The 24042-nt window shown below is 72.3% G+C and carries 10 protein-coding genes; 5 read left to right on the forward strand and 5 right to left on the reverse strand.

Annotation, left to right across the window (positions count from 1 at the left end; genetic code table 11):
• The first annotated feature begins 283 nt into the window (after positions 1-283).
• From ACZ6YV_RS16460 to ACZ6YV_RS16470, 3 genes are read left to right on the forward strand one after another with little or no spacing between them, the layout of a single operon-like run.
• Positions 284-2980: a helix-turn-helix transcriptional regulator gene (locus tag ACZ6YV_RS16460; RefSeq protein ID WP_465510367.1), complete on the forward strand. Its 2697-nt coding sequence runs from the start codon at positions 284-286 to the stop codon at positions 2978-2980.
• Positions 2977-5727, forward strand: coding sequence for an AAA family ATPase (locus ACZ6YV_RS16465; protein ID WP_465510368.1), 2751 nt, complete (start codon positions 2977-2979; stop codon positions 5725-5727). The genes ACZ6YV_RS16460 and ACZ6YV_RS16465 overlap by 4 nt, the downstream gene beginning before the upstream one ends.
• Before the next feature lie 9 nt (positions 5728-5736).
• Entirely contained in the window at positions 5737-8460 is a 2724-nt protein-coding gene (locus ACZ6YV_RS16470; RefSeq protein ID WP_465510369.1) for an AAA family ATPase, read from the forward strand.
• Between the two features lie 6 nt (positions 8461-8466).
• Here ACZ6YV_RS16470 and ACZ6YV_RS16475 read toward each other — a convergent pair whose 3' ends face one another.
• The 5 genes from ACZ6YV_RS16475 to ACZ6YV_RS16495 all read right to left on the reverse strand — a co-directional run bounded on the left by ACZ6YV_RS16475 (position 8467) and on the right by ACZ6YV_RS16495 (position 17096).
• On the reverse strand, positions 8467-11250 hold the full coding sequence (locus ACZ6YV_RS16475) for a helix-turn-helix transcriptional regulator (RefSeq protein ID WP_465510370.1): 2784 nt from the start codon (positions 11248-11250) through the stop codon (positions 8467-8469).
• Positions 11251-11453: 203 nt separating this feature from the next.
• On the reverse strand, positions 11454-12977 hold the full coding sequence (locus ACZ6YV_RS16480) for an MFS transporter (RefSeq protein WP_465510416.1): 1524 nt from the start codon (positions 12975-12977) through the stop codon (positions 11454-11456).
• Between the two features lie 29 nt (positions 12978-13006).
• Positions 13007-13945: an ACP S-malonyltransferase gene (locus ACZ6YV_RS16485; RefSeq protein WP_465510371.1), complete on the reverse strand. Its 939-nt coding sequence runs from the start codon at positions 13943-13945 to the stop codon at positions 13007-13009.
• Positions 13946-13972: 27 nt separating this feature from the next.
• The gene (locus ACZ6YV_RS16490) at positions 13973-15385 is read right to left on the reverse strand and encodes a class I adenylate-forming enzyme family protein (protein WP_465510372.1); all 1413 of its coding nucleotides are present in this window, start codon (positions 15383-15385) and stop codon (positions 13973-13975) included.
• 19 nt (positions 15386-15404) lie between these two features.
• Positions 15405-17096, reverse strand: coding sequence for a flavin monoamine oxidase family protein (locus ACZ6YV_RS16495; RefSeq protein ID WP_465510373.1), 1692 nt, complete (start codon positions 17094-17096; stop codon positions 15405-15407).
• A 322-nt stretch (positions 17097-17418) separates the two neighbouring features.
• Between ACZ6YV_RS16495 and ACZ6YV_RS16500 the strand changes: the two genes are divergently transcribed.
• A complete protein-coding gene (locus tag ACZ6YV_RS16500; RefSeq protein ID WP_465510374.1) occupies positions 17419-23811 on the forward strand; it encodes an SDR family NAD(P)-dependent oxidoreductase in 6393 nt (2130 codons plus the stop codon).
• A complete protein-coding gene (locus tag ACZ6YV_RS16505; RefSeq protein WP_465510375.1) occupies positions 23811-24032 on the forward strand; it encodes a hypothetical protein in 222 nt (73 codons plus the stop codon). The genes ACZ6YV_RS16500 and ACZ6YV_RS16505 overlap by 1 nt, the downstream gene beginning before the upstream one ends.
• The last annotated feature ends 10 nt before the right edge of the window (positions 24033-24042 follow it).

The raw sequence follows: 24042 nt of genomic DNA on the forward strand, positions 1-24042 counted from the left end.
CTGCTTAACGCCCTGTTTTCTTCTGTGGCGACTTCTGGCATTCTTCGTCTCACCCGGGCTCGCGCACGGAGGCGCGCCGGCCCGTGGCGCTCCATGCGCGAAACCTCCCGTCGGTGGCCATCCTGCTCATCTGAGCGCCTGGTATCCCTGTAGTGAGGGATAACCCTTATCGAGGTTGCACGCTCTATTCGGTAAGACGATCACACGATGAGATGGAAGCACGTAAGCGATTGTTCGCTCTGTGTGACGGCAGCGACTCCGATGGGACGACAGGGAGGCGGAGATGGTGGACGCCAACAGACCCGGACGCGTGCTGGCCGGACGTGACGACGAGCTGCGACGGCTCGCCGCACGGCTGAGCACCGGTGCGCCGGGTGAAGGCTCCGTCATCGTCGTGCGAGGACAAGCGGGGATCGGCAAGTCCAGCCTGCTGCACGCCGCGCTGGCCACGCTCACGGACTCCGTCGTCTGCCGGAGCGCCGGTGTACCGGGTGACGGGGCAGCGGTCTCCCGGGAACTGCTCGCGGACCTGCGCCGGGCGGGTGCCCTTGTCCCGGAGCCGGACGACTTCGCCACCTGGTACGAGGCTTTCGCCGAGTGGGCGGGCGGGCAGCCCGCGATCGTGCTCGCCGTCGACGACGTGCAGTGGTGTGATGAACCGACTTTGCGGTGGCTGAGCCTCATCGCCCGGCATTCGACCAGGCTGCCGGTGCGGATGATCCTGGTCCGTTCGGCCGCAGACGGCCCGGACGGCGCGGCGGAACGGTTGGCGGACCTCGAATCCTGGTACGGCACCGAGGTGCTCGACCTCGGCCCGCTGCCCGCGGAGGCCGTCGCCTCGCTGGCGCGCGAGGCCGTCGGATCGGAGCCGGGGGAGCCGTTCGTGCGGCACTGCGTCGAGCAGTCCGGCGGAAATCCTTTGCTGCTGCGGGAGATGCTCGACGAACTGGGCAAGGTCGCGTCCGGGGTCGCCCCGGTGGCCGGGTCCGCGGCGGGCGCCGCGCTGATCCGCTCCCTGTTCGCCGGGGTCCCGGACTACGCCCGGACGGTCGCCACCGCCATCGCGGTGCTCGGCGGGCAGGACCTGTCCCTGGTGGCCCGGCTGGCGAAACTGCCCGCCCGCACCGCCGGAACCGCCGTCGAACTGCTGCGGAGTCAGCACATCCTTGCCGCGGAAGGGTTTTCCTTCCGGCACGACCCGGTGCGGGACGGGCTGCTCGACGCTCTCGAACCCGCCGAGCTTGGCCGGTGGCGACGGACCGCGGCGATCCTGCTGAGCGACGCTGCCGGATCGCCGGAGGAAGTGGCGGAGCACCTTCTCGAACTCGCCGAGCTGGACTCGTGGATGGTCGACCTGCTGCGGGACGCCGCGAGCGGTGCCTGCGAGCGGGGCGCGCCCTGGGACGCGCTGCGCTACCTCCGGCCTGCCGCGGCGGCCAGGCCCTCCGACGCCGGCCTCGCGGTTCAGCTCGCCGAGACGGTCGCGCTGCTGGAACCGGACAGCGGATTCGATCTCCTGCGCCGCGCGCTCGAACTGCAGCAGGATCCGGTCGACCGGGCGAGGGCCGCGGTGAAACTGGGCCGTGCGGCGCTCGTCGCCCGCCGCTGCGGGACCGCCGTCACCGTGCTGGACAGGGTGCTCACCGTGCTCGGCGGCGAGATGGACCAGCAGTTGCGGGGCCACCTCGAAGGGCTGCTGTGCCTGGTGGGCATCGAAGACCGTGACAGCCTGGCGAAGCTCGACACCCGGATCCAGCCCCGGACGGAGGACGCCGTCGTCGACGCCCGCCACCTGGCCGTGTGCGCCGTCGTCGCCGCGCTCGACGGGACCCGGCCGCGCGAGGCCGCCGAATGGGCGATGCGCGCGATCCGCGGGTACACCCCGACCACCGACGATTCGGCCGTCAGCTCCGCCGTACTGGCCCTGCTGCTGGCCGACGAGGTCGACGTCGCCAGGGACGAACTGACCAGGGCCATCGAGCTGGTCCCGGCGCAGCGCAGCGAATACCTCGCCTTCAGGGGCCTGCTCGGGCATTGGTGCGGGGATCTCGCCACAGCGGCCGCCGACGCCGGACAGGCCTACGCGCTCAGCCGCCGCGCCGAGGGACGCACCGGCGGTGTCGTCCCGCGGATCGCGCTCGCGACCGTCGCCGCCCAGCAGGGCGACACCGCGAAGGCGATGAAGTTGTTGCGGGAAGCCGATTCCCCGCAGTTGTGGGAGCACACGGTGATGCGCCCGTGGTTCCAGCTCGTCGACGCGCGCGTGCACTGGGCGGCGGGAGACCGCGAGGCGGCGCTGAAGCTCTTCCATCGCTGCGGGGAGAGTCTCGCCGAGGTCGGCATTGCCAACCCGCTGCTGGCGCCGTGGTGGTTCGAGGCCGCCTGCCTGCTGGCCGACGAGGGCCGGTTCGAGGCCGCCGCGGATCTCGCGGAGGAAGGGACCGGACCGGCACAGCGGTGGGGTACCCCGCGGGCGATCGGGATGGCCAGACTCGCGACCGCGGTCGCCACCCGGGGGCCGGGGCGGATCGCGCTGATCGAAGAGGCGGCTGCCATCCTGGCCGGATCGCCCGCCCGGCTGGAGGAGGCACTGGCGGAATTCCACCTCGGCCGCGCGTTCGTCGAAGCGGGCGACACCGCCGCGGCCCGCACTCGGCTGCGGCGCTGTGTCGAACTGAGTTTGCGGACGGGAGACCGCTTCCTGCTCCGCCGCGCCCAGCGGACCGCCGCCGAGGCCGGGATCCCGAGCGACGTGACCCCGCTGGCCTCGCTGAGCCCCGCCGAACGGCATATCGCCCGCCTTGCCGGGCGCGGGGCCAGCAACCGGGTCATCGCGGAACGCCTTTTCGTCACCGTCCGGACCATCGAGACACATCTGACGAGCGTGTACCGGAAGCTGCGGATCACCGGGAGGGTCGAACTGGCCGCGATACTGGGTCATCCCGGCGACCGTCCGGCGGTCCTCGAAGGTGTCCGGTGAGCGCGGTCCGGCGGCTCGAAGCCGAAGGCACCGACGAACTCGTCGAGCGCGAGACCGAACTGCGCCTGCTCACCCGCCTGATCGAGGATCTCGAACACGGCCACGGCGGCTCCGCGCTCGTGCTCGGCCCGGCGGGCAGCGGGCGGACGGCGCTGCTGGACCAGGCCGCGGCCATGGCCACCGAGCGGGGCCTGCAGGTGTTCACCGCGCGGGGATCGACCACCGAGGCACAGTTGCCGTACGGGCTCCTTTCCCAGCTGCTCGCCTCGATCCCGGAGCTCGCGGACGTCCCGTGGCTGCGCGCCGCGCTTTCGGACGGCACCGACGTGCAGGTCCTGCACGAACTGCTCTGCCAGCGGTTGCTGGAGTCGGCCCGGCGCTGTCCGGTCCTGCTGGTCGTCGACGATCTGATCCTGGCCGACGAGCAGTCCGAGGTGTGGCTGGCCGCTCTGCGGCGACGCCGGATGAACGCCCCTGTGCTGCTCGTCGCCGCGCATTCCGGCCCGCAGGAGGAGGACGGTGAGGACACGCGCCTGTGCCTCGGCAATCTTCCCGGCGAGAACCGGCATGTCGTGCGGCTGCGGCCGCTGAGCGAGGCGGCGGTCCGGCGGCTGGTGCACGCGGTCCCGGCGCCGCGGCTGCCCGTGGAAGAGGTTTACGCGGCCACGCGGGGAAATCCCGCCTTGCTCGCGGAAGTGCTCGCCCGGTCGTCCGCCGGTCCCGGCGCGGAGATCACCGCCATCACCGCGGACGCGCGCCGGGACACCGTGCTCGACCTGCTCGTCCGGCTGCCGTCCGACCTCGCCGCGCTGGTGCGGACGATCGCCGCGATCGGCACCCTCGACGAGGCCTACCTGCGGCCGCTCGCCGCCCCGCTCGGCATGCCGCTGAGCCGGGCGCTGCGGGTGCTGGCGGACGCCGGCCTGATCGGGACCGATCCCGCCGAGCCGATGAACCCCCAGGTGGCCACCTGGGTGCTGGCCGCGACCGGCGCGGATGAGCGGGCGGGCACGCGCCGCCGGGCCGCCGAACTCGGGCATCGCCGGGCCGCCCCGGAGGAGGACGTCGCCGGGCTGCTGCTCGGCTCCCAGCCGGTCGGCGAGGCCTGGGCGCTGGAGGCTTTGCACGCGGCCGCGTTGCGCCGTCGCGAAGCCGGGGACCACACCGAAGCGGCACGGTACTACCGGCGGGCGCTCGCCGAACCGGCGTCTCCCGGGATCTCGGCGCGACTGCAACTGGAGCTGGAAACGGTCGAGGCGTCGTCGTGCCCGTTCACCGGTGGTCTGCGACTGGCAAGGGCCACCAGGATCTCCGGCGACGACACTGTCCGAACGCGACTGTCCGCTGTGGACTTGATGATGCAGCGAGGCGCCAGGGACGACGCGTTGCGCGAGCTGGCCGTCCTGAGCGAGGCCGCGGTCGACGAGCGGGATCGCGCGGATCTGGTGGCGTTACACTGGCTGGCCGAAGGGACCGGCGCCGGTGCCGCCCTCCTCGGCGTCCCCGCGCTGGCGGACCTCGACCCGGCCGCGCTGACCCCGACACAGGCGGCCGCCGCGTCCTGGCTGGCCACGACCGCGTGCCGCGACGGGCGGACGGCCCGCCGCCTGGCCCGGCGGGCCGCCGATCCGTCGCACGAACCCATGACCCTGTACTCGCCGCGGCTGGCGCTGGCCGCCACCTTCAACCAGACCGACGACGTGCTGGAAGCGCTTTCGATCTACGAAGAGGTGCTCGCGGGTGCGAGCGCCGCCGGTGCCGGAGTGCCGGTGGTGCTCGCTCTCACCGGCCAGGCCTGGATCCACTTGCAACGCGGTCGTGTGCAGGCCGCCGAGGAGGCGCTCGCCAAGGCCGCCGCGTCCGGTCCGCCGGACGGCTGGCCGCCGACGGTGGCAAGCTCGCTGAGCACGATCGCGATCGCGGCGGCGCTCACCCGAGGAGACCTCGAAGCCGCCCAGCGCGCCGTCGACGCGGCGGCCGCCGAGGGCGGGCCGGGGTTCGCCACGCCGTATCTGCTCTTCATGCGCGGACTGCTGGAGCTGGACCTGAAACGGCATCGGCGGGCACTGGGGCTGTTCCAGGAATGCGGCAGGCGGATGACCGCGGCGGGCTGGCTGAACCCCGGGCTGGTGCCGTGGCGATCGCACGTCGCCATCGCGGCGCAGGCGCTCGGTGACGAGCACACCGCCGCCGCGATGATCAGCGAGGAATGGCGGCTGGCGCAGGATTGGGGCACGCGCACCGCGATCGGGCGGACTCATTTGAGCGCGGGTGTCGCTGTCCGGTCCGAAGACGCGGTGTTCCGGCTGACGCAGGCTGTCAACGCGCTTCAGCAGTCCCCGGCCAGGGTGCTCCTGGTCGAGGCGATGCTGCTGCTGGCGGGCGCCCAGGTCAACCGCGGCCAGACCAGCGGCGTGCCGCGCCTGCTGCGCGAGGCCGATCGGCTGGCCACCGCGTACCAGCTCGCGTGGGCGACCTCCCGCATCGCGGACCTCGGGAAACGGCTGTCCGACCGGCCCCGGCGGTCCTACCGCACGGCGTCCCGGCGATGGCGGGCGCTCTCGCCCGCCGCGACCGACCTTGTCCGCCGAGTGCTTTCGAACGCCTCCAACGCCGACCTGGCGGAGGAACTGGGCGTGAGCAAACGCGCCGTCGAGCTCCGGCTCACCGCGATCTACCGGCAGCTCGAGGTGACCGGGCGGGCCGAACTGCGAGAGCTGTTCGACGCGCTGGACAAGGAGCTCTGATCCGTCGTCATGATGATCGAGCGAACGGATCAGCTGGCCGCGATCGCGGGAGCGGTCGCCGAGGCCCGTGCCGGGTCGGGACAATTCGTCGTCGTCCGCGGCGGGCTCGGCGCCGGCCGGTCCGCGCTGCTGCACGCGGCGGGGGAAGAGGCCGCGGCTCGGGGTGTGCGCGTGGTCCGGGCGGCCGCGACGCCACTGGAGCGAGGTGTCGCCCACGGCGTGGCCTGGCTGCTGCTGGAACCCTTGCTGGAGGCCGGACGGCGCGGGGAACTGCTCGCCGCTGTCCGGGCCGACAGCGAATTCCCGGCCGATCCGCCCGACCCACGCCGTGCTCACCTCGTGCTGCACGAACTGCTGGGACTGTTCACCGAGATGGTGCGCGACACCGGCCCGGTGGCGCTGCTCGTGGACGATCTGCAGTGGGCCGACGCGGCTTCCGCGCGCTGGCTCGCCTATCTGGCCAAGCGGATGAGCAGGCTGCGGGTCCTCGTCGTCGCGACCCTGCTGGAGGGCGACGATTCCGCGGACGACGTCGTGGTCAAGGACATCGCCCGCACCGCGGCGCGCACGGTGCACGCCACCCCGCTCTCGGCCGCCGGAGTCCGGGCCTACCTGACCGCCCGCTGCGGGGCCGAACCCGCGCCCGAGTTCGCGGACGCCTGCTACGCCCGCACCGGCGGTTCGCCGATGCTGCTGGACGCGCTCGTCAACGCGATGCTCGGGCACGGCCTGCGCCCGGTCGCCGCAGCGGCGGCCGAACTCGCCGCGCTCCGGCCCTCGCCCGCCGCGGCCCGGCTGAACCGGTGCCTGCGCGCCCAGCCGGACGACGTCCGCGCGGTGGCCAAGGCGATGGCCGCGCTCGGTGAGGAGACCGAGGCCGGTGTCCTGGCCGAGCTCGCCGATCTCGATTCGCCGGACTTCGACGCGGCGTTGCGCGCGCTGCGGAGGCTGGGTCTCGTCGAGGCTCCCGCGGACGGGCTGCTGCGGTTCGCCGGGGAGATGGCCGGCGATCTCGTCGCGGATCAGCTGAGCGCGGAGGAACAGGACCGCCTGCACCTGCGCGCCGCGAATGTCCTGTACCGCAACGGAAGGCCGGTCGAACAGATCGGACGGCAGCTGCTGGCCACGGTCGCCGAACCCGAACCGTGGGCCGCGGACGTGCTGCGGACCGCGGCCAGTGCCGCGCTGGCGAACTCGTCGCCGCAGACGGCCGCCCAGTACCTGCAGCACGCGCTGGCGCATCCGGGGGCCGACCGCGCGGAACTGCTCGTCGATCTCGCCGCCGTCGAACGCGGTTACGACCTGCCCGCCGCCCACCGGCACCTGCACCAGGCGCTGGGCCTGATGCGGGATCCGGTCGACCGCGCCTTCGCGCTCGGCCTGCTCCCTGTCGTGGCAGGGGTCCGCTTCGCCGCGGACGCCCGCCGTCTCCGGCAGGTGCTCGCGGAACTCCGGGAGGTCCCGGGTCCGGACGCGGCCGACGCGGCCCTGCGTATGGAGGCCCGGCTGCGTTACCACGAGCGGGGAGTGCCCGGTGCCGGGGACGCGGCGGCGGACCGGCTGGCCGAGCTCGGTCCCGCGCCCGCCCAGGATTCTTCGGCCCAGCGGGAGCTGGTCGCTGTCCTGCTGTACCTGATGACCGTCGCGGGCGCCGCGCCCCGGGAGTCCATTGTGGACCTCGCCAGGCAGGTGCTGGAGCGGGAACCCGGTTCACCGGACCAGATGTACACCACGCTCCCGCTCACCGTGCTGGTGCTCGCGGCCGCGGACTCGCTCGACGGGGTGGACTCCTGGCTCGCCGCGGCATGCGGCTCCGCCGCCGATCCGGACCTGCCGACACTGGTCGCCTGGGCGGGACAGGCGCTGGTGGCCTCCGCCACGGGCCTGCTCGGCGTGGCCCGAGACCGGGCACAGGCCGTCCTGACCTCGGCGGGCCCCAGCCGGGTCGGGATCACCATGACGGCGATGCGGGTGCTGGCCGAAATCGCGATGGAGCAACGAGATCAGGCGCTCGCCCGGCTGATCGTCGACAACCTGGAAGTCGACCACGACCCCTGGTTGCGGTCGCTGGCCTACGGAACCTTGGCACTGACCGAGGCCAATCACACCGCCGCCGCCGAGTACTTCCTCGACTGCGTGCACCAGCTGGAACGGTTCGGGAACCGCGTGCTGCTGCCGCTGCGCTGCCAGATCGCCTTGCTGCTCGCCGCGACCGACGATCCGAGGCGGGCCGAAGCGGTCGCGCAGGGCGAGGTCGAGCGGGCGCTGTCGTGGGGCGCGCCGTCGTCGGTGGGACGAGCCTTGCGCATCCGCGCGACCCTGCTGGACAGGGACGAGGACGCCGTCCCGGTGCTGCGCGAGGCCGCGGAAACCCTTGCCCGCTCGGGAGATCGGCTCGAACTCGCCCGCACGCTGGTCCTGCTCGGCGAACGCGGCACCGGACCCGACGCCCGCGAACGGCTGCTGGAGGGCCGCAGCCTGGCGGCCGGCTGCGGGGCGAGCTGGCTGACCGGGTCCGCCGAACCGTCGGACCAGCAGGACGGCCTGCTGACCGCGACCGAGCAGCGCGTGGTGGAGCTGGCGGTGTCCGGGCGCCGCAACCGCGACATCGCGGAACTGCTGGAGGTCACCGTGCGCGCGGTGGAGAAGCACCTCACCAGTTCGTATCGCAAGCTCGGCATCAGCGGCCGCGCCCAGCTGGCCGCGGCGATGCGCGGCCACCGGGCGGGTTGAGCCCGGTCAGGATCCGGCGGGGACCGCCGCCGTGCCGAGGCGGCCCTGCAGCCAAGCCGCGGCCAGCTCCACCCGGGAATGGCTGCCGGTGCGCTCGAACAGCGACGTCAACCGGGCTTCGATGCGTTTCTCGCTGACCTGCAGCGCCGCCGCGATCTGCCGGTTCGTGTGGCCGTTCGCGATCAGGCCGACGATGTGGCGCTCCAAGGGATCCAGTGTCGCGCGGTCGGTCCGGTCCGCCCGATCCGGCGAGAAGGTGATCCGGTGCTGATCGAGCAACGCCGCGACGGACGTCAGCGACGCGACGGCGTCGAGCCGCTGCAACGTCCGGTGCGCTTCGAGCAGTGACGGCGCGGGGGCAGGGCTCACCTCGCCGAACGCCGCGCACGCCTCGGCGATCCGGAACACGTCGCCGGACTGCCGGGCCAGTTTGACGCCCGCTCGCACCGATTCCCTGTCCCCGCGCACAAGACCGCCGCACACCAAGGCCGCCTCCTGGACCGAAGCGGTCGGGCCGCGGGCGGCGAGGCCTTCCAGTTCGGACAGCAGGCGGGTCACGGTCTCGGTGTCCCCTTGGCGCCGCGCCCCGTGCAGGAGCCGCGCGAGCAGGCGTTCCATCCCCGCCCGCACCCCGCGTTCGCGGCAGTCGGTGTAATCCCGCCAGCCGCGGGCCACGGCCTCGTCGTGCCGCCCTTCGGACTGGCGCAGCCGACAGCGGACCCACGCGACGCAGGCGTCGGCCGAAGTGCGGAAAGGCAAGCGGCGCAACCAATCCGCCGCTCGGTCCGGCTGGTCGCGCTGGGCGCAGATCTCCGCGGCGAACACACTCGCGAACCGGTGGCGGCGGGGCGGGTCCCACCACAGGCGGTCGCCTTCGAGCCGCCGTGCCAGTGACAGTGCCGCGTCCCACTCGCCCTCGCGGTAGGCCTGCCGGACCGCGTGCCAGCCGACCGAGAAACCGGTCGCCGGAGCCTGGTAGCGGCCGCGCAGCAGGACGTTCAGCACGCTGACCGTGTCGAGGACCTCGGCGGCTTCGGCGACGTCCTCGTGCGGCGGCGGTTCCGTCAGTACCAGCCAGTCCTCGGCGGGTCTGCCACCGTCGCCGGGCAGCGCGCCCAGCAGGATCCCGGCGCCGAGAGAGAACAGACTGTCGTCTTCGGCGCCGCAAGCACGCGCGAGCGTTCGGACGGCCTCGGCGGCCACGGGTCTGTCGGCCTGGTTGACCGCGTCGAGCAGACGACGGCATTCGCGAGCCGTGTCGAGGGCGCGGGCGACTTCGGCGGCCAGCGGTCGCACGACGTCGAGTTCGGCGAGCCGCTGTTCGTGGGCGAGCGCGCCGAGCCAGCACAGCAACACGGTGGCGGACAGCCGGGCGGACGGCCAAGCGCCGGCGAGCCGCGGCACGACGACGGTGGCGAGGTCGTCGGCCAGCGCGCCGTAGCCACCGGCCGCGAGGCTGTCCGCGAGCAGGGCCTGGAGGACCTCGGGAAACCGGTCGTCGGACGGATCGAGCAGCCGGAGCGCCGTCAGCCGATAGCGGCGAGCCGTCGGCAGATCGGTGCTCGCGCCCGCGGCCGCGGCGAGCAGGAGACCCGCCGTCGCGGGATCCGGTGGTGACGGCGGGAGTTCGGCGAGATGCGGGGCGACTTCGGCGGGATCGACCGGCGGCGTGGCGAGGAGGCCCCGCGCGATCCTCCGGTGCAGCACGGTGCGCCAGCGCACGCCGTGCCGCAGGCGGAGCCTGTCGGCGAGGGCGGGAACGGCGAACTCCACCTCACCGTCCTTCCCGGTGCGAAGGATCCCGGCGCGGACCAGCTCGTCGAGGGCCTGGCCCGCGGTGGACGGCGGAAGCGCCGCCGCGGAAGCCAGCCACGGCAACCTTTCGAGAGTGATGGCGCTTTGCTCGCTCAGCACCGCGATGATGGCGGCCAGGCGCCGGGCGCGCGGCCCGAGCAGCTTCAGCCGGAGCGTCTCGGCGTGCCCGTCCGGCAGCACGATCGGCGTCCCCGCACCGGTCAGGCAGACGTGTTCGTCGACGACCGACAGCTTGCCGGTGGCGCGCAGACCCGCGATCGTCGCGCCGACCGTGCCGGGATTGCCGAACAACGGACCGAGCGCGGCGCGCACCGCTGTGACGAGCGCGGGATCGCTCGCGATCCGGCCCGCCCGGGTGGTCCAGCCCGGCAACAGCGCCGTCGTCTCGGCCGCGGTCAACGGACGGAGGCCGATCGTGCTGTCGGCGATGGCGAGCAGCTTGCCCGCCGGGCCGCCCGCGGGATCCCGGCCGGTCACGGTCGCGACGGTGACCGTCCCGGTGGCGCGGGCCCCCTCGGCGACCAGGGTGAGCACGGTGGCGAGCTCCGGCGGCAGCAGGTCGAAGTCGTCGAACTGCAGCACTGTCCGGCTGCTCGGGGCGAGGGTGGCGAGAACGGTGATCAGATCGTGGGCCGTCGTCTGCGGTCCGGCGCCGGAACCCGACTCCAACCGCGCCCGTAGCCACGCGACGGCACTGAGCATGCTGACCAGCTCGGGTCTGTCGAGCGCGGTGATCAGCTCGACCAGCTGGGTCGTCAGCCGGAGCAGGATTGTTTCGGGCTCGGGGCCGGCGGGCACGGGCAGGACAGCGACCCCGGAACGGCGTCCGCGCTGGGCCTGGCCGGAGAGCGCGGTGCTGCGGCCGCTGCCCGCGGGCCCGTGCACCACCCAGATCGCACCGGGCCCGGTGAGCACCCGGTCCAAAGCGGCCTGCGCGTCATCCGGTCCGGCGCTCGTGACGGCCGTCGCTCCCATTTCCCTCCTCGGCCGGCGCTGGACCACGGCGCGGCCGGGCGACGGTCGCTCCGAGCATGGCGCAAGGAGGACCGTTCGGTCGGGAGGTCAGGTGGCCGGGGCACCTTCGGCCAGCATAGTTGCCCCGGCGGACCACGGTCGACCACTTCGCGTTTCGTCCTCTGGATGCGGTCCTTGCGCGTGCAACTACCGCATCCAGAGGACTAAATGCGGGTGCCTGGGGCCTCGGCGACGGGATCGGGGTGAGGGGGTACGTCCGTCTCGATCACCTTCGGGACTCCGCGCAGGCTCCGCAGTGCCACCACCGCGAGGACGACCATCACCGCCGCGCTCCCGAGCATGCTGGTCCGGATGCCGCCGACGAACGACTCCTCCGCCGCCAGGCGGACCGCCGTCGCCACCGGTTCCGGCAGGCCGGTCGCGACCGCCGCGGTGGCGCTGAACGACTCCCGCACCTGGGCGGCCAGTTCGGGTGGCACACCGGCGGGCAGGGTCAGTTCGGCGTGGTAGACCGCCGACAGGACGCTGCCGACCACCGCGATGCCGAGCGAGCCGCCGAGTTCGTAGGCGGTGGCGGAGATCGCCGACGCGGCGCCGGCGCGGTCACGGGGGACCGTGCCGAGGATGGTGTCGCCGGTGACGGTCAGCGTGAGCCCGGCCCCCGCCCCGAACGCCACCTGCGCGGCCAGCACCAGCACATAGGACGAATCCGTGCTCACCGCGCCGAACAGCCCGAAGCCGATCGACGCCAGCGCCAGCCCGCCTGACACGGTCGGCGCCCGGCCGAACCGGCGCACCGCCTTGGCCGCCAGGATCCCGCCCGCGACGAGCGCGGCGATCGCGCCCGGCACGAACGCCAGCCCGGACCGCAGCGGGCTCCAGCCCAGCACGAGCTGGAAGTACTGACTGGAGATCAGGGCGAACGCCGACATCGTGAACACCGACACCAGGTTCGAGCCGACCGACGCGGAGAAACCGCGGCTCCGGAACAGGTCCAGGTCGATCAACGGCTGCTCGAGGCGTCGCTGGCGCCAGGCGAACCACCACAGCGACGCGCCACCGACCGCGAAGGCGCCGAGCACCTCCGGGTACCAGAGGCCGACGTAGAACGCGCCCTTCAGCGCGTACACCACCGCGACCACCCCGACGATGGACAGCAGCACGCTGGGCAGATCGAGCCGCAACCGGCCGCTGGACCGGGATTCGGGCACGACGCGGGCCGCCCCGAGGATCAGCAGGGCCACCGGGATGTTGACCATGAACACCGAACCCCACCAGAAATGTTCCAGCAGGACCCCGCCGACGATCGGGCCGATCGCGAAACCCGCGGCCGACACCCCGGCGGTGACCCCCACCGCGGCCGTCCGTGCCCGCTGGGTGGTGAAGACCGCGCGCAGCAACGAAGTCGTCGAGGGCAGGACGGCGGCGCCCGCGACGCCCAGCAGTGCGCGGGCCGCGATGAGCGTTTCGGCTGTCGGGGCGTAGGCGGCCACCAGCGAGCCCAGTGCGAAGGCGGCGACCCCGATCACCAGGACCCGTCGCCTGCCGAACCGGTCGCCGAGGTTGCCCATGGTCACCAGGAGCCCGCCCATGGCGAAGCCGTAGACGTCCGCGATCCACAGCAGTTCCTCGGCCGACGCGCCGAGCTGGGTGGTCAGCGCCGGTACCGCCAGGTGCAGCACGGTCATGTCGATCGCGACCATCAGCTGCGCCAGGCAGGACACCATGATCGTCGCGATGTCGCGGGCCTTGGCGCTCACGCCGCCACCGCCTCGGGCAGGCGGGGCCGGGCGCTCGGTTTCAGGGTGTCCCGAAGGTCGGCGCGCAGCAGGGTGAACGCCGACGTCAGTCCCGGCAGCCGGTGCAGCAGGTGGTCCGGACCGGCGACGAGGACCCGGCCGACGCCGAACCCGGCGAACCGGTGGACCAGTCCGGGCAGCCGGACCGCGTTGACCGTCGACTCCAGCAGGAGCGACGCCGCCCCGTCACCGGTCCGGATCGGCTCTCCGTCCTGATCGGACACGATCGGCAGGACCGGGTCAGAAAACCCGAACCCGTCGAAGACCTCTTCCGCCAGCCTGTCGCGCAGGCCGCCGAGCATCCGCGCGTGCGCCGCGGGCCGCATGGTCGTGAGCGCGTACCCGCCCGCCGCCCGCACCCGCCGGACGAATTCGTCCAGGTCGGATTCGCGCAGGGTCACCAGGTGGACCTCGTCGTCGAACCGGCCGGACAGCTCGTGGCCGATCCCGTCGAGAATCTCGCCGAGCGCCGGTTCCGGCGTCCGCACGATGAACTGGCTGACGAGATCCTGGTGCGCCGTCTCGAAATACGCCCGCTCCCGGCACGCGACCGCCTCGACGAGCCGGACGAGATCCGCCACGGGGAGAGCACCCGCGCGCACCACGGCGGCGCGTTCACCGAAGCTGGCGCCGCCGACCGCGACCGGCACCAGCCCGTGCTCCCGCTCTGCCCGTTCGGCGAGCGCCAGCGACGCGAGCACGAACGCGATCTGGGTGTGCTCGTTGTACTCCTCGCCCGTTCTGGCGAGCGGATCCAGCAGGGAACGCCCGAGCGCCTGCTCGGCCACCCCGAGCAGGCGCCGGGCCAAGGGATCGATGACGAGGAACCGGCCCAGTTCCGAAGCGCGGGCGGGGCCCATGCCAGGGAAGAGGACGGCATCCGTGAACTTGTCCACAGTGCACACCCAGTTTCGTGGTGGGGATCAGAGTTGTTCGGCCGCGGCGAACTGCTCCAGCCGCTTCCGGTCCGGCTTCCCGTTGCGGTTCAACGGGAACTGATCGGTGACGAGCACTCGGTTCGGCTGCTCCGCAGGAGGCAGCACACCGCAGATCCGGTCACGCCAGTAGCGCGAGTCCCGCTGCGCGTCGTCCTCGACGACGAACACCAGGCTCGACCCGCGACGCTGATCGGGCAGCGCGACGATCTTCGCCGAGCAGCCCTCACCGGCCAGCCGGTGCTCGATCACTTCGGGATGCAGGGTGTGCCCGTTGCGGTGCACCGCCCGTTTGCGCCCGACGACGAACAGGTTCCCGTCCGCGTCGAGCCTGCCGAGGTCGCCGGTGGCGTACCAGCCGCGGTCGACAAGGAGCACCTGCCCGGTCGCGTCGAGGTAGCCCTCCATGAGATCCGGGTCGAGGACGAACAGTTCGCCGACCTCGCCGTGGGGCAGCGCGGTGCCGTCGTCGGCCCGAACCTGAAGCGTCAGCCCTTCGACGATCTGCCCGCAGCCGTGCGGGTTCCCGGTGTTGGCGAAGGCGACGTTGCCCATTTCGGTGCTGCCGTAGCTGTCGAGCAGCGGCATGCCGAACAGTTCTTCAGACTGGTCCACGACGCCGGGTTCGAGCGGGGCGGCGCCGCTGCACAGCATGCGCACCCGGGAGAACTCCTCCTTGAGCGCGGGACGTTTCCCGATGATGTTGAACAAGCTGCGGTAAGTGGACGGCGTCGCGTCGACGACCGTCGCCCCGGCGCGTCCGGCCAGGCGCAGCGCGCGGTCGGGGCGGCGGTAGGGCGCGATGACCAGCGAGCAGTCCCGCAGCCACGCGATCATCACCATCGAAAGGCCGTACTGGTGGTTGAACGGCAGCAGCGGCAGGAGGACGTCTTCGGCGACGTGGCCGACGAGATCGGCGTTGCGTTCGAGGTTCTTCAGGAAGCGTGCGCCGTTCTTCGCGACTCCCTTGGGGACACCGGTCGAGCCGGAGGACCACATCACGAGGCTGTCGGGCAGCTTTTCCCAGACGTCGAACCGCAACCGGACATCGGTCGGGGTCCGGTCGGCGGCGGCCACCATGATCTCGTAGGTGTAGGCCGCGGGCGCGTCCACCGGCATCGGCGCGTCGTCGTCGACGACGGCCAGCACGACACCGGAACCCGCGATCGTCTCAGCGGTCCGATCGGCGTGTTCCATGTGGTCGACGAGCACCACCGACGCGCCGACGTGCATCAGCGCGACGAGGATCGTCAGATAGGCCAACGTGTTGTCGGCCTTGAGCAGGACACGGTCACCGGAGCCGACACCGCGGTCCCGCAGCACTTCGGCGACGCGGAGGGCCTGCTGTTCGAAGGCCGCGCCGCCGGTGACCGCGTCGGGGGAATAGATCTTCGCGAACATGGGGAAGTCCTTTCCGCTGTCAATCCAGGCTCACCGGGGCGATCTCGTCGAACACGTCGCCGGGACCGGGGTTGTCCGGATGGGTGCCGCCGCCCAGGTGCTCGACGACGCCCCACACGGCGTTCAGCGCGGTGGTGACCGCGCTCTCGGAGAAACCGGCGATCCATGCGACGTCGTCGCCGGCGAGGAAGAAGCCGCGCTGGTGGTCGGCGGCGCCGCGCTGCATGAACTGCGTGAACAGCCGCCGCTGGTAGCGGTAGCTGCCGGGCAGGCAGGATTTGAAGGCGCCCTTGAAATGCGGCTGCGTCTCCCAGGTGATCGCGATCGGCGGGCCGATCATGTGCGAGCGGATGTCGACGCCCGGGTAGATCTTGGCCAGCGCGTCCAGCATCACGTCGAGCCGCTCGTCCGGGGTCAGCGAGGCGACCTTCAGCGAGTCGTCGTTCCACGTGTAGGAGAGCAACATCGTGCCGGGTTCGTCGGGGCCGTTGTCGATCAGGTAGACCCCGCGCGGGATGCGGTCGGTGAGTGTCGTGCTCATCACGTCCCGGCCCGTCTTCGGGTCCTGGTCGAGCCAGAACGGCCGGTCGGTGATGACGAACAGCTTGGACGCGCCCATGTAGTGGGTGCGCTCCAGCGCGGTCCAGACCGGCTGCGGCAGCAGGGCGTCGTCGCTCTTCATCCCCGAGAGCAGGTTCCAGTTCTGCGCGGCGAAGATCGCCGCCGGGTAGGTGCGCACGTCACGGTTCGCGTCCTCGATGGTGAATCCGCGGCCGGTCCGGTCGATCCGCACGACAGCCGGGCGCGGCTCGTCGCCGTGCAGGCTCTTCAGCGAGGTACCGGACGGCCAGTATTCGAGGTCGGCGGGCTCGTCCGCCCACAGCCCGAGCGGCAGCTGCTGGCAGCCGCCGATGATCCGGTGGTGCTCGTCGCTGGTGTCGGTGCAGATCACGCGCAGGATCTCGAGCGCGGAGTTGGGGAAGTCGGTGTCCCAGCCGCCGCAGCCGAAGCCGACCTGGCCGAAGATCTCGCGGTGCTCGAAGGAGGAGAACAGCGGGGACGAGGTCAGGAACCCGTAGAACGACACGTTGTCGAACTTGGTGACCAGGTGGTTCCACAGCGCCTTGATGGTCGTGATGTCACGGCGCCGGATGGCGTCCTCCATCAGCGACATGTCGGCCTGCTCCTGCAGGGTCTTCGTCCAGGCGTCGTTGACCTCGCGGTACACCGGCGGCAGGTCGGCGGACGTGCGCGCCCAGTGGTTCTCGCCGTGCAGGTTGATCACCGTGCTCGGCGAGGCGGGGGAGAGCGGGTTGGGGAACGGCGTCGTCTCCAGCCCGACCTTGTTGATGTAGTGGAACAGCGCCCCGGCGGACGGCGGGAAGCGCATGGCGCCCATTTCGGCGACGGCGTCCGGGTAGCCGGGCAGGCTCACCGACCGCATCCGGCCGCCGAGCTGTTCGGCCTCGTAGATCACCGGTTTCAGGCCGAGCTTCATCAGCTCGTAGGCGGCCACCATCCCGGACAGGCCGCCACCGATCACCGCGACCTCGGTGCCGTGCGCCTGGCGCGGAACCCGGCCGAGGCCGGCGGGATGGCGGATCCAGTCGTCGTAGGCGAACGGGAAATCGGGGCACAGCATGCTCGTCGGTGGCGCCGCCTCGGCTCGCTGGCGGGGCAGGACGCGTTCTTCGACGGGAGACATGGTCATCGGCGTTACCTCCGGCACTGGTTCTGGCGTCGCGGACGGCCCGGCTGGCCCGGCCGGCACGGCGGACGCCGGCGTTCTCGTGCGGCTACGGGTCTGTGCGCTGAAATCCGGGCGCTGAAATCCGGTTCGCCGAGAGCCACGTTAACGATTCCGATCAAGGGCGCTGGATACCTTTTCCACCGCTTGTCCACGACCCGGAAACCCGGCAGGGAGCGGGCGGTTACCCGGCGGTGGAACAGTTCCGTCCCGCCCGCGACGGCCGCTGTGGCTAGCTGGACCGCGACTTCCCTGTGCCAGGCGACCCGAGGTGGCGAGTGCGCGCATGACCGAGCTGGATTCCCTGCGACGGCTGGAAAAAAGGCCGCGCCCCGAACGGCGCCGCACGCTGCTGGGCCTGGTGCGCCGGGCGACGTCGGCGGTGCTGGACGGCCCGCTCCCGGCCGGGCGTACCTTCGCCGACCTCGGGTTCGACTCCTTGCTGGCGGTGAAGCTGCACGCGAGGTTGAGCGACGAGACCGGGCTCGATCTGCCGGTGGCCCTCGCCTACGACCATCCTGGGCCGGAAGCGCTGGCGGACTTCCTCGACGAGTGCCTCTTCGGAGCCGAAGCCACCGACGTCGCGGAAGGCGGGGCGGCCACCGGCGAACCGATCGTGATCGTCGGCATCGGCTGCCGTTTCCCCGGCGGGGCGGACTCGCCCGCCGCCCTGTGGTCCCTTGTGGACGAGGGCCGGGACGTCGTCACGGAGTTCCCCCGCGACCGCGGCTGGGACGTCGACGGCCTGTACGACCCGCGGCCGGGGACACCGGGCCGGACCTACGTGCGGCACGGGGGATTCCTGCCCGGCGCGGCCGAATTCGACGCGGGATTCTTCGGCATCTCGCCGCGCGAGGCGCTGGCGATGGACCCGCAACAGCGCCTGGTCCTGGAGACCGCGTGGGAGGCACTGGAACGTGCCGGGATCGACGCCGGGACCCTGACCGGCAGCCGGACGGGGGTGTTCGTCGGCGCCGAGCCGCAGGAGTACGGCACCCGCCTGGCCGACGCGCCCGAAGGTCTCGACGGGCTCCTGCTCACCGGCAGCGCGCCGAGCGTCGTCTCCGGCCGGATCGCGTACACCCTCGGCCTGCAGGGGCCCGCGCTGACCGTCGACACCGCCTGTTCCGGCTCGCTGGTCGCCCTCCACCTCGCGGTCCGCGCGTTGCGGAACGGCGAATGCGGCCTCGCCCTCGCCGGCGGGGTGGCCGTGCTCGGCACGCCCGGTCCGTTCGTGGCCTTCTCGCATCAGCGTGGCCTGGCGCCGGACGGGCGCTGCAAGCCGTTCTCGGCCGCGGCGGACGGGACCGCGTGGGCCGAAGGCGCGGGGATGTTCGTCCTGGAAAAGCTTTCCGACGCCGAGCGCAACGGCCATCCGGTGCTCGCGGTGATCCGCGGCAGCGCGGTCAACTCCGACGGCGCGTCGAACGGGCTCACCGCGCCGAACGGTCCGTCCCAGCAGCGGGTGATCCGCGCCGCGCTGGCCGACGCCGGGATCGGGGCGTCCACTGTGGACGCTGTCGAGGCGCACGGGACCGGGACCACGCTCGGCGACCCGATCGAGGCGCAGGCGCTGCTTTCGACCTACGGCCGGAACCGGGAAACGCCGCTGTGGCTGGGTTCGGTGAAGGCCAACATCGGGCATGCGCAGGCGGCCGCGGGGGCGGCCGGGGTGATCAAGATGATCATGGCGCTGCAGCACGAAAGGCTGCCGCGCACCCTGCACGGCGACGATCCGACCTCGACGGTCGACTGGTCCACGGGCGCTGTCTCGTTGCTGGCCGAGCCGGTGGAGTGGCCTCGCGGTGAGGAACCGCGCCGGGCCGCCGTCTCGTCGTTCGGCATCTCCGGCACCAACGCCCATCTGATCCTCGAAGAACCGGCGCCCGCCGCACCCGAACAGCCCGCGCCCTCGGTGTCTTCACCGATCGCCGTCGCGTTCTCGGCCGCCGACCCGGACGCCTTGCGTGCCCGCGCGGCCCAGCTCGCCGCCGTCGAAGCGAACTCTGTGGACCTCGCCTTCTCGCTCGCCAAGACCCGCGCGACGCTGGCCGAACGCGCCTTCGTCCTGGCGCCGGACGCTGCCGGCCTGACGGACGCCTTGACCGCTTTCGACGACCGCGTCCTGCGGGGCGGCCCGCTTTCCGAGCCCGCCGAACTCGCGTACCTCTTCACCGGGCAGGGTGCCCAGCGGATCGCGATGGGCCGTGAGCTCTACGACGCTTACGACATCTACGCCGAGGCTTTCGACGAGGTCTGTGCCCACGTGGACCTGCAGCTCGACCCGCCGCTGCGGGAGGTGGTGTTCGGCGACGCGGACCCGGCGCTGCTGGACCGCACCGACTACGCGCAGCCCGCGCTGTTCGCTGTCGAGGTCGCCCTGTTCCGGCTTCTGGAGTCCTGGGGCGTCGTCCCGGCTTACCTGTGCGGACACTCGGTCGGCGAGTTCGCGGCCGCGCACGTCGCGGGCGTGCTGTCGCTGTCCGACGCGGCCATGCTGGTGGCCGCGCGCGGCAGGCTCATGCGCGAGCTTCCCGACGGTGGCGCGATGGTTTCCTTGCGCGCCAACGAAGAAACGGCCCGCGCGCTGCTGATCGGGCACGAGCGTGAGGCGGGGATCGCCGCGGTCAACGGCGAGGAAGCCGTCGTGCTGTCCGGCGAGCGTGCCGCGCTGGAGGCGGCGATCGCCGGCTTCGACGGCAAGGTCAAATGGCTCAACGTCAGCCACGCCTTCCACTCGCCGCTGATGCGGGACATGCTCGACGACTTCGCCGGGATCGCGCGGCTCGCCGACTACCGGCCCGCGAATCTGCCGATCGTCTCGACGGTCACCGGCGAGATCGGCGGGCACGACTCGGCCGACTACTGGATCCGGCACGTCGAGGCGACCGTCCGTTTCACCGACGCCCTGCGTGCCCTGAGTGCGTCCGGCTGCGGCACCTACCTGGAACTCGGCCCGGACGGCGTTCTGTCGGCCCTGGTCGACGACGGTGTCGCGCGCCCGCTGCTGCGCCGCGACCGGCCCGAGGTCCCCGAAATCCTGACCGCGCTGGGCACCGCCCACGTCCGCGGGGTCGACGTCGACTTCGCCGCGCTCGCCCCGGGCGGACGACGGATCGACCTGCCGACGTATCCGTTCCAGCGGTCGCGCTACTGGCTCACCCCCGGTCCCGGTGGGAACGCGCGCGGGCTCGGCCTGCGCCGCGCCGAACACCCGCTCCTCGGGGCGGTGGTCGCGGTCCCGGGCGGTGACACCGTGTTCACCGCCCGGCTCTCGGTGACCGACCAGCCGTGGCTGAGCGGTCACCGCGTCGGCGAAGCCATCCTGTTCCCCGGCACCGGTTTCCTCGAACTGGCCCTGCACGCGGGCGCCGAGACCGGCTGCGGCTGCGTCGAAGAACTGACCCTGGGCGCGCCGCTCGTGCTGTCGGCCCCGGTCGAGGTCCAGGTCGTGGTGGCCGCCGCGGACGACGACGGCCGCCGCGCGATCACCGTCCACTCGCGACCGGAGCTCGGCGAGGAATGGACGCGGCATGCGAACGGCATCCTCGCCGCCGAAGTCGATGACGCCACTCCGGAGATCGCGTGGCCGCCGCCTGGGAAAAGTCACTCCCTGGAAGGCTTCTACGACGATCTGCCTGGTTTCGACTACGAAGGCGTGTTCCGCGGCCTGCGAGCGGTGTGGGTCGACGGGAACGACGTCCACGCCGAAGTCGAGCTTCCCGGCGACGAAGACGGCGGTTTCGGCATCCATCCGGCCTTGCTGGACGCCGGTCTGCACGCGATGTTCCTGCGCGAGTCGGCGGAGACCGCCGGTGGGTTGCCGTTCTCCTGGTCGGGAGTCCGCCTGCTGGCGAGCGGTGCGACCGCGTTGCGACTGCGGATCACCTTCCACGCGGAGGACACCGTTTCGCTGGTCGCCGTCGATCCGTCGGGTGCCGAGGTGCTGAGCGTCGGCTCGCTGGTCGTCCGCCGCCCGGCCGCACGAGGACGGGAACTTCCCGCTGGACTGTTCACTGTGGACTGGACGCCGGTCGCGGTCGTGGAACCGGTGGCGTGCACGGCGTATCCGGATGTCGTCCCGGGCAAACCCGCCGTGCTGTCGGTGCTGCCCGAAGGCGGCCCTGTCGACTCGGCACACGAACTTGGCGCCCGCGTAGTGGAAGTACTCCAGGGCTGGGTGACCCGCGAAGAGTCCACTTTGGTCGTCCACACGCGACACGCAGCGGGGCCGGACGCCACTGATCCGGCGGCCGCCTCGATCTGGGGCCTGGTGCGCAGCGCGCAGGCCGAGCACCAGGGCCGGTTCGTGCTCGTCGACGGCGAGGCCGAAGACGTCCCGATGGCCGTGGCGACAGGGGAGTCGCAGGTCGCGGTGCGCGACGGCGTCCCGCTCGTCCCACGGATCGCCGAGGCGGGCGCGGGCGTCCTGCTTCCGCCCACCGGGCCGTGGCGGCTGGACAAGTCCGGCGAAGGCACAGTCGAAAACCTCGCCCTGGAATCGATCGACGAGCCGGACCTCGGACCGGACGACGTCCGCATCGCCGTCCGGGCGGCCGGGCTGAACTTCCGCGACGTGCTGAACGTCCTGGGCATGTACCCGGGTGAGGCCGGGCCGCTGGGCTGCGAGGTCGCCGGGACGGTGCTGGCCCTTGGCGCCGCGGTGACCGATCTGGCGCCGGGTGACCGCGTGATGGGCATGGTGCACGGCGGGATCGGCCCGGTCGCCGTGGGCGAGCGCCCGTTCCTGACCCGGGTCCCGGACGCCTGGACCGACGAGCAGGCCGCGACCGTGCCGTTGGTCTTCCTGACCGCCTACTACGCGCTGGTCGATCTGGCCGGGGTCAAGACGGGCGAATCGATCCTGATCCATTCGGCCGCGGGCGGGGTCGGGATGGCCGCGACGCAGCTCGCGCGTCACCTGGGGGCGGAGGTGTTCGGCACCGCGAGCGAGGGCAAGCAACACGTCCTGCGCGCGGCCGGACTGCCCGCGGACCACATAGCGTCCTCGCGAACCCTCGACTTCGCCGAGGACTTCCGGATCGCGACCGGCGGACGCGGTGTCGACGTCGTGCTCAACTCCCTCGCGGGCGAGTTCGTCGACGCCTCCCTCGACGTGACCGCGTCCGGTGGCCGCTTCCTCGAAATGGGCAAGACCGACGTCCGCGCCCCCGAAGACGTCGCCTATCGGGCCTTCGACCTGATCGAAGCGGGCCAGGCGCGCACCGCCGAGATCTGGGCCGAGCTCATCACCCTGTTCGACCAGGGCGCGCTCACTCCGCTGCCGGTGCGGACCTGGGACGTCCGGCACGCGCCGGACGCGTTCCGGTTCGTCAGCCAGGCCCGGCATATCGGCAAGGTCGCACTGACCGTGCCGCGGGCACTCGACCCGGAGCGGCCGGTGCTCGTCACCGGTGGCACCGGCGGACTCGGCGCGCTCGTCGCGAAGCATCTCGTGACCACACACGGAGTCCGCAAGCTGCTGCTCACCAGCCGCCGTGGCCCGGACGCGCCGGGCGCGAGCGAACTCGCCGCCGAGCTGACCGGGCTGGGCGCCGAAGTCCGAGTGGCCGCCTGCGACGTCGCCGACCGGGACGCGCTCGCCGCGCTGCTGGACGGCGTCGAGCTGACCGGTGTCGTGCACACCGCGGGCGTCCTCGACGACGGCGTGCTGACCGGGCTGACCCCCGCGAGGCTCGCGAAAGTGTTGCGCCCCAAGGTGGACGCGGCCTGGCATCTGCACGAGCTGACCCTCGGCCACGACCTCGCGCTGTTCGCGCTCTACTCCTCGGTGTCCGGGATCGTCGGCTCCGCGGGCCAGGCGTCCTACGCGGCCGCGAACACGTTCCTGGACGCGCTGGCCGCCCGTCGTCGCGCGCACGGTTTGCCCGCCGTGTCGCTCGCGTGGGGGCTCTGGCGGGAGGGAATGGGCAGCGGGCTGGCCGAGCACGACGTCGACCGCATGGCCCGCGAAGGGCTGCCGCCGCTGACCGCCGAGGCCGGGCTCACCCTGTTCGACGCCGCCCTCGACGGCGGGTTCACCACCGTCCTGCCGATCGAAGTCGACCGGGCCGCGCTGCGTGCCCACGCCCGGACCACCGAAGTGGCGCCGGTCCTGCGCGGTCTCGCGAAGGTCGCCACCCGGCGCGCGGCGGGGCCCGCGACGACGGGCGGCGCCGGTCTCGCCGAGCGGCTCACGGCCCTGCCCGACGAAGAACGCACGGCCCTGCTGATCGATCTGGTGCGGCACAACGCCGCCGCCGTCCTCGGCCACGAGGCGGGCGGCATGATCGACCCGGCACGCGCGTTCAAGGACCTCGGGTTCGACTCGCTGACGTCGGTCGAACTGCGCAACCGGATCAACGGCGTCACCGGACTGCGCCTGTCGGCCACCGCCGTGTTCGACCATCCGACCGTCGCCTCGCTGGCCGCGCATCTGCTGGCCGAACTGGCACCGCCGTCGCTCAGCGCGGCCGACGCGGTGCTCGCCGAACTCGACAAGCTAGAGGCACGCCTGACCGGGGTCGGCGACGACGACGGCCGGGCGGCGGTCGCCGGACGCCTGCGGGCCCTGCTCGACGGCATCACGACGCCGGGGACCGACGTCGGCGGACGGCTGGAAGACGCGACAGCGGACGAAGTCGTCGACTTCCTGGCCACCGAACTGGGGATTTCCTGATGGCGGACAAGAAAGCCGTCGTCAAGGTGCTGGCCGACATCGAGCGGCTCAGCGAACGACTGAGCGACCTGGACCCCGAAGACCGCAAGAAGGTCGCCAAGCCGCTGAAGAAGCTGCTGCTGGCTTACGCGGCCGGCGACAAGGACGACGAGTTCGACGACCTCCTCTTCGACGCCGCGGTCGACAAGGTCTTCGACTTCCTCACCGACGAGATCTTCTGACCTGCGAGGG

The sequence above is a fragment of the Amycolatopsis sp. NPDC102522 genome (genome assembly GCF_055584485.1).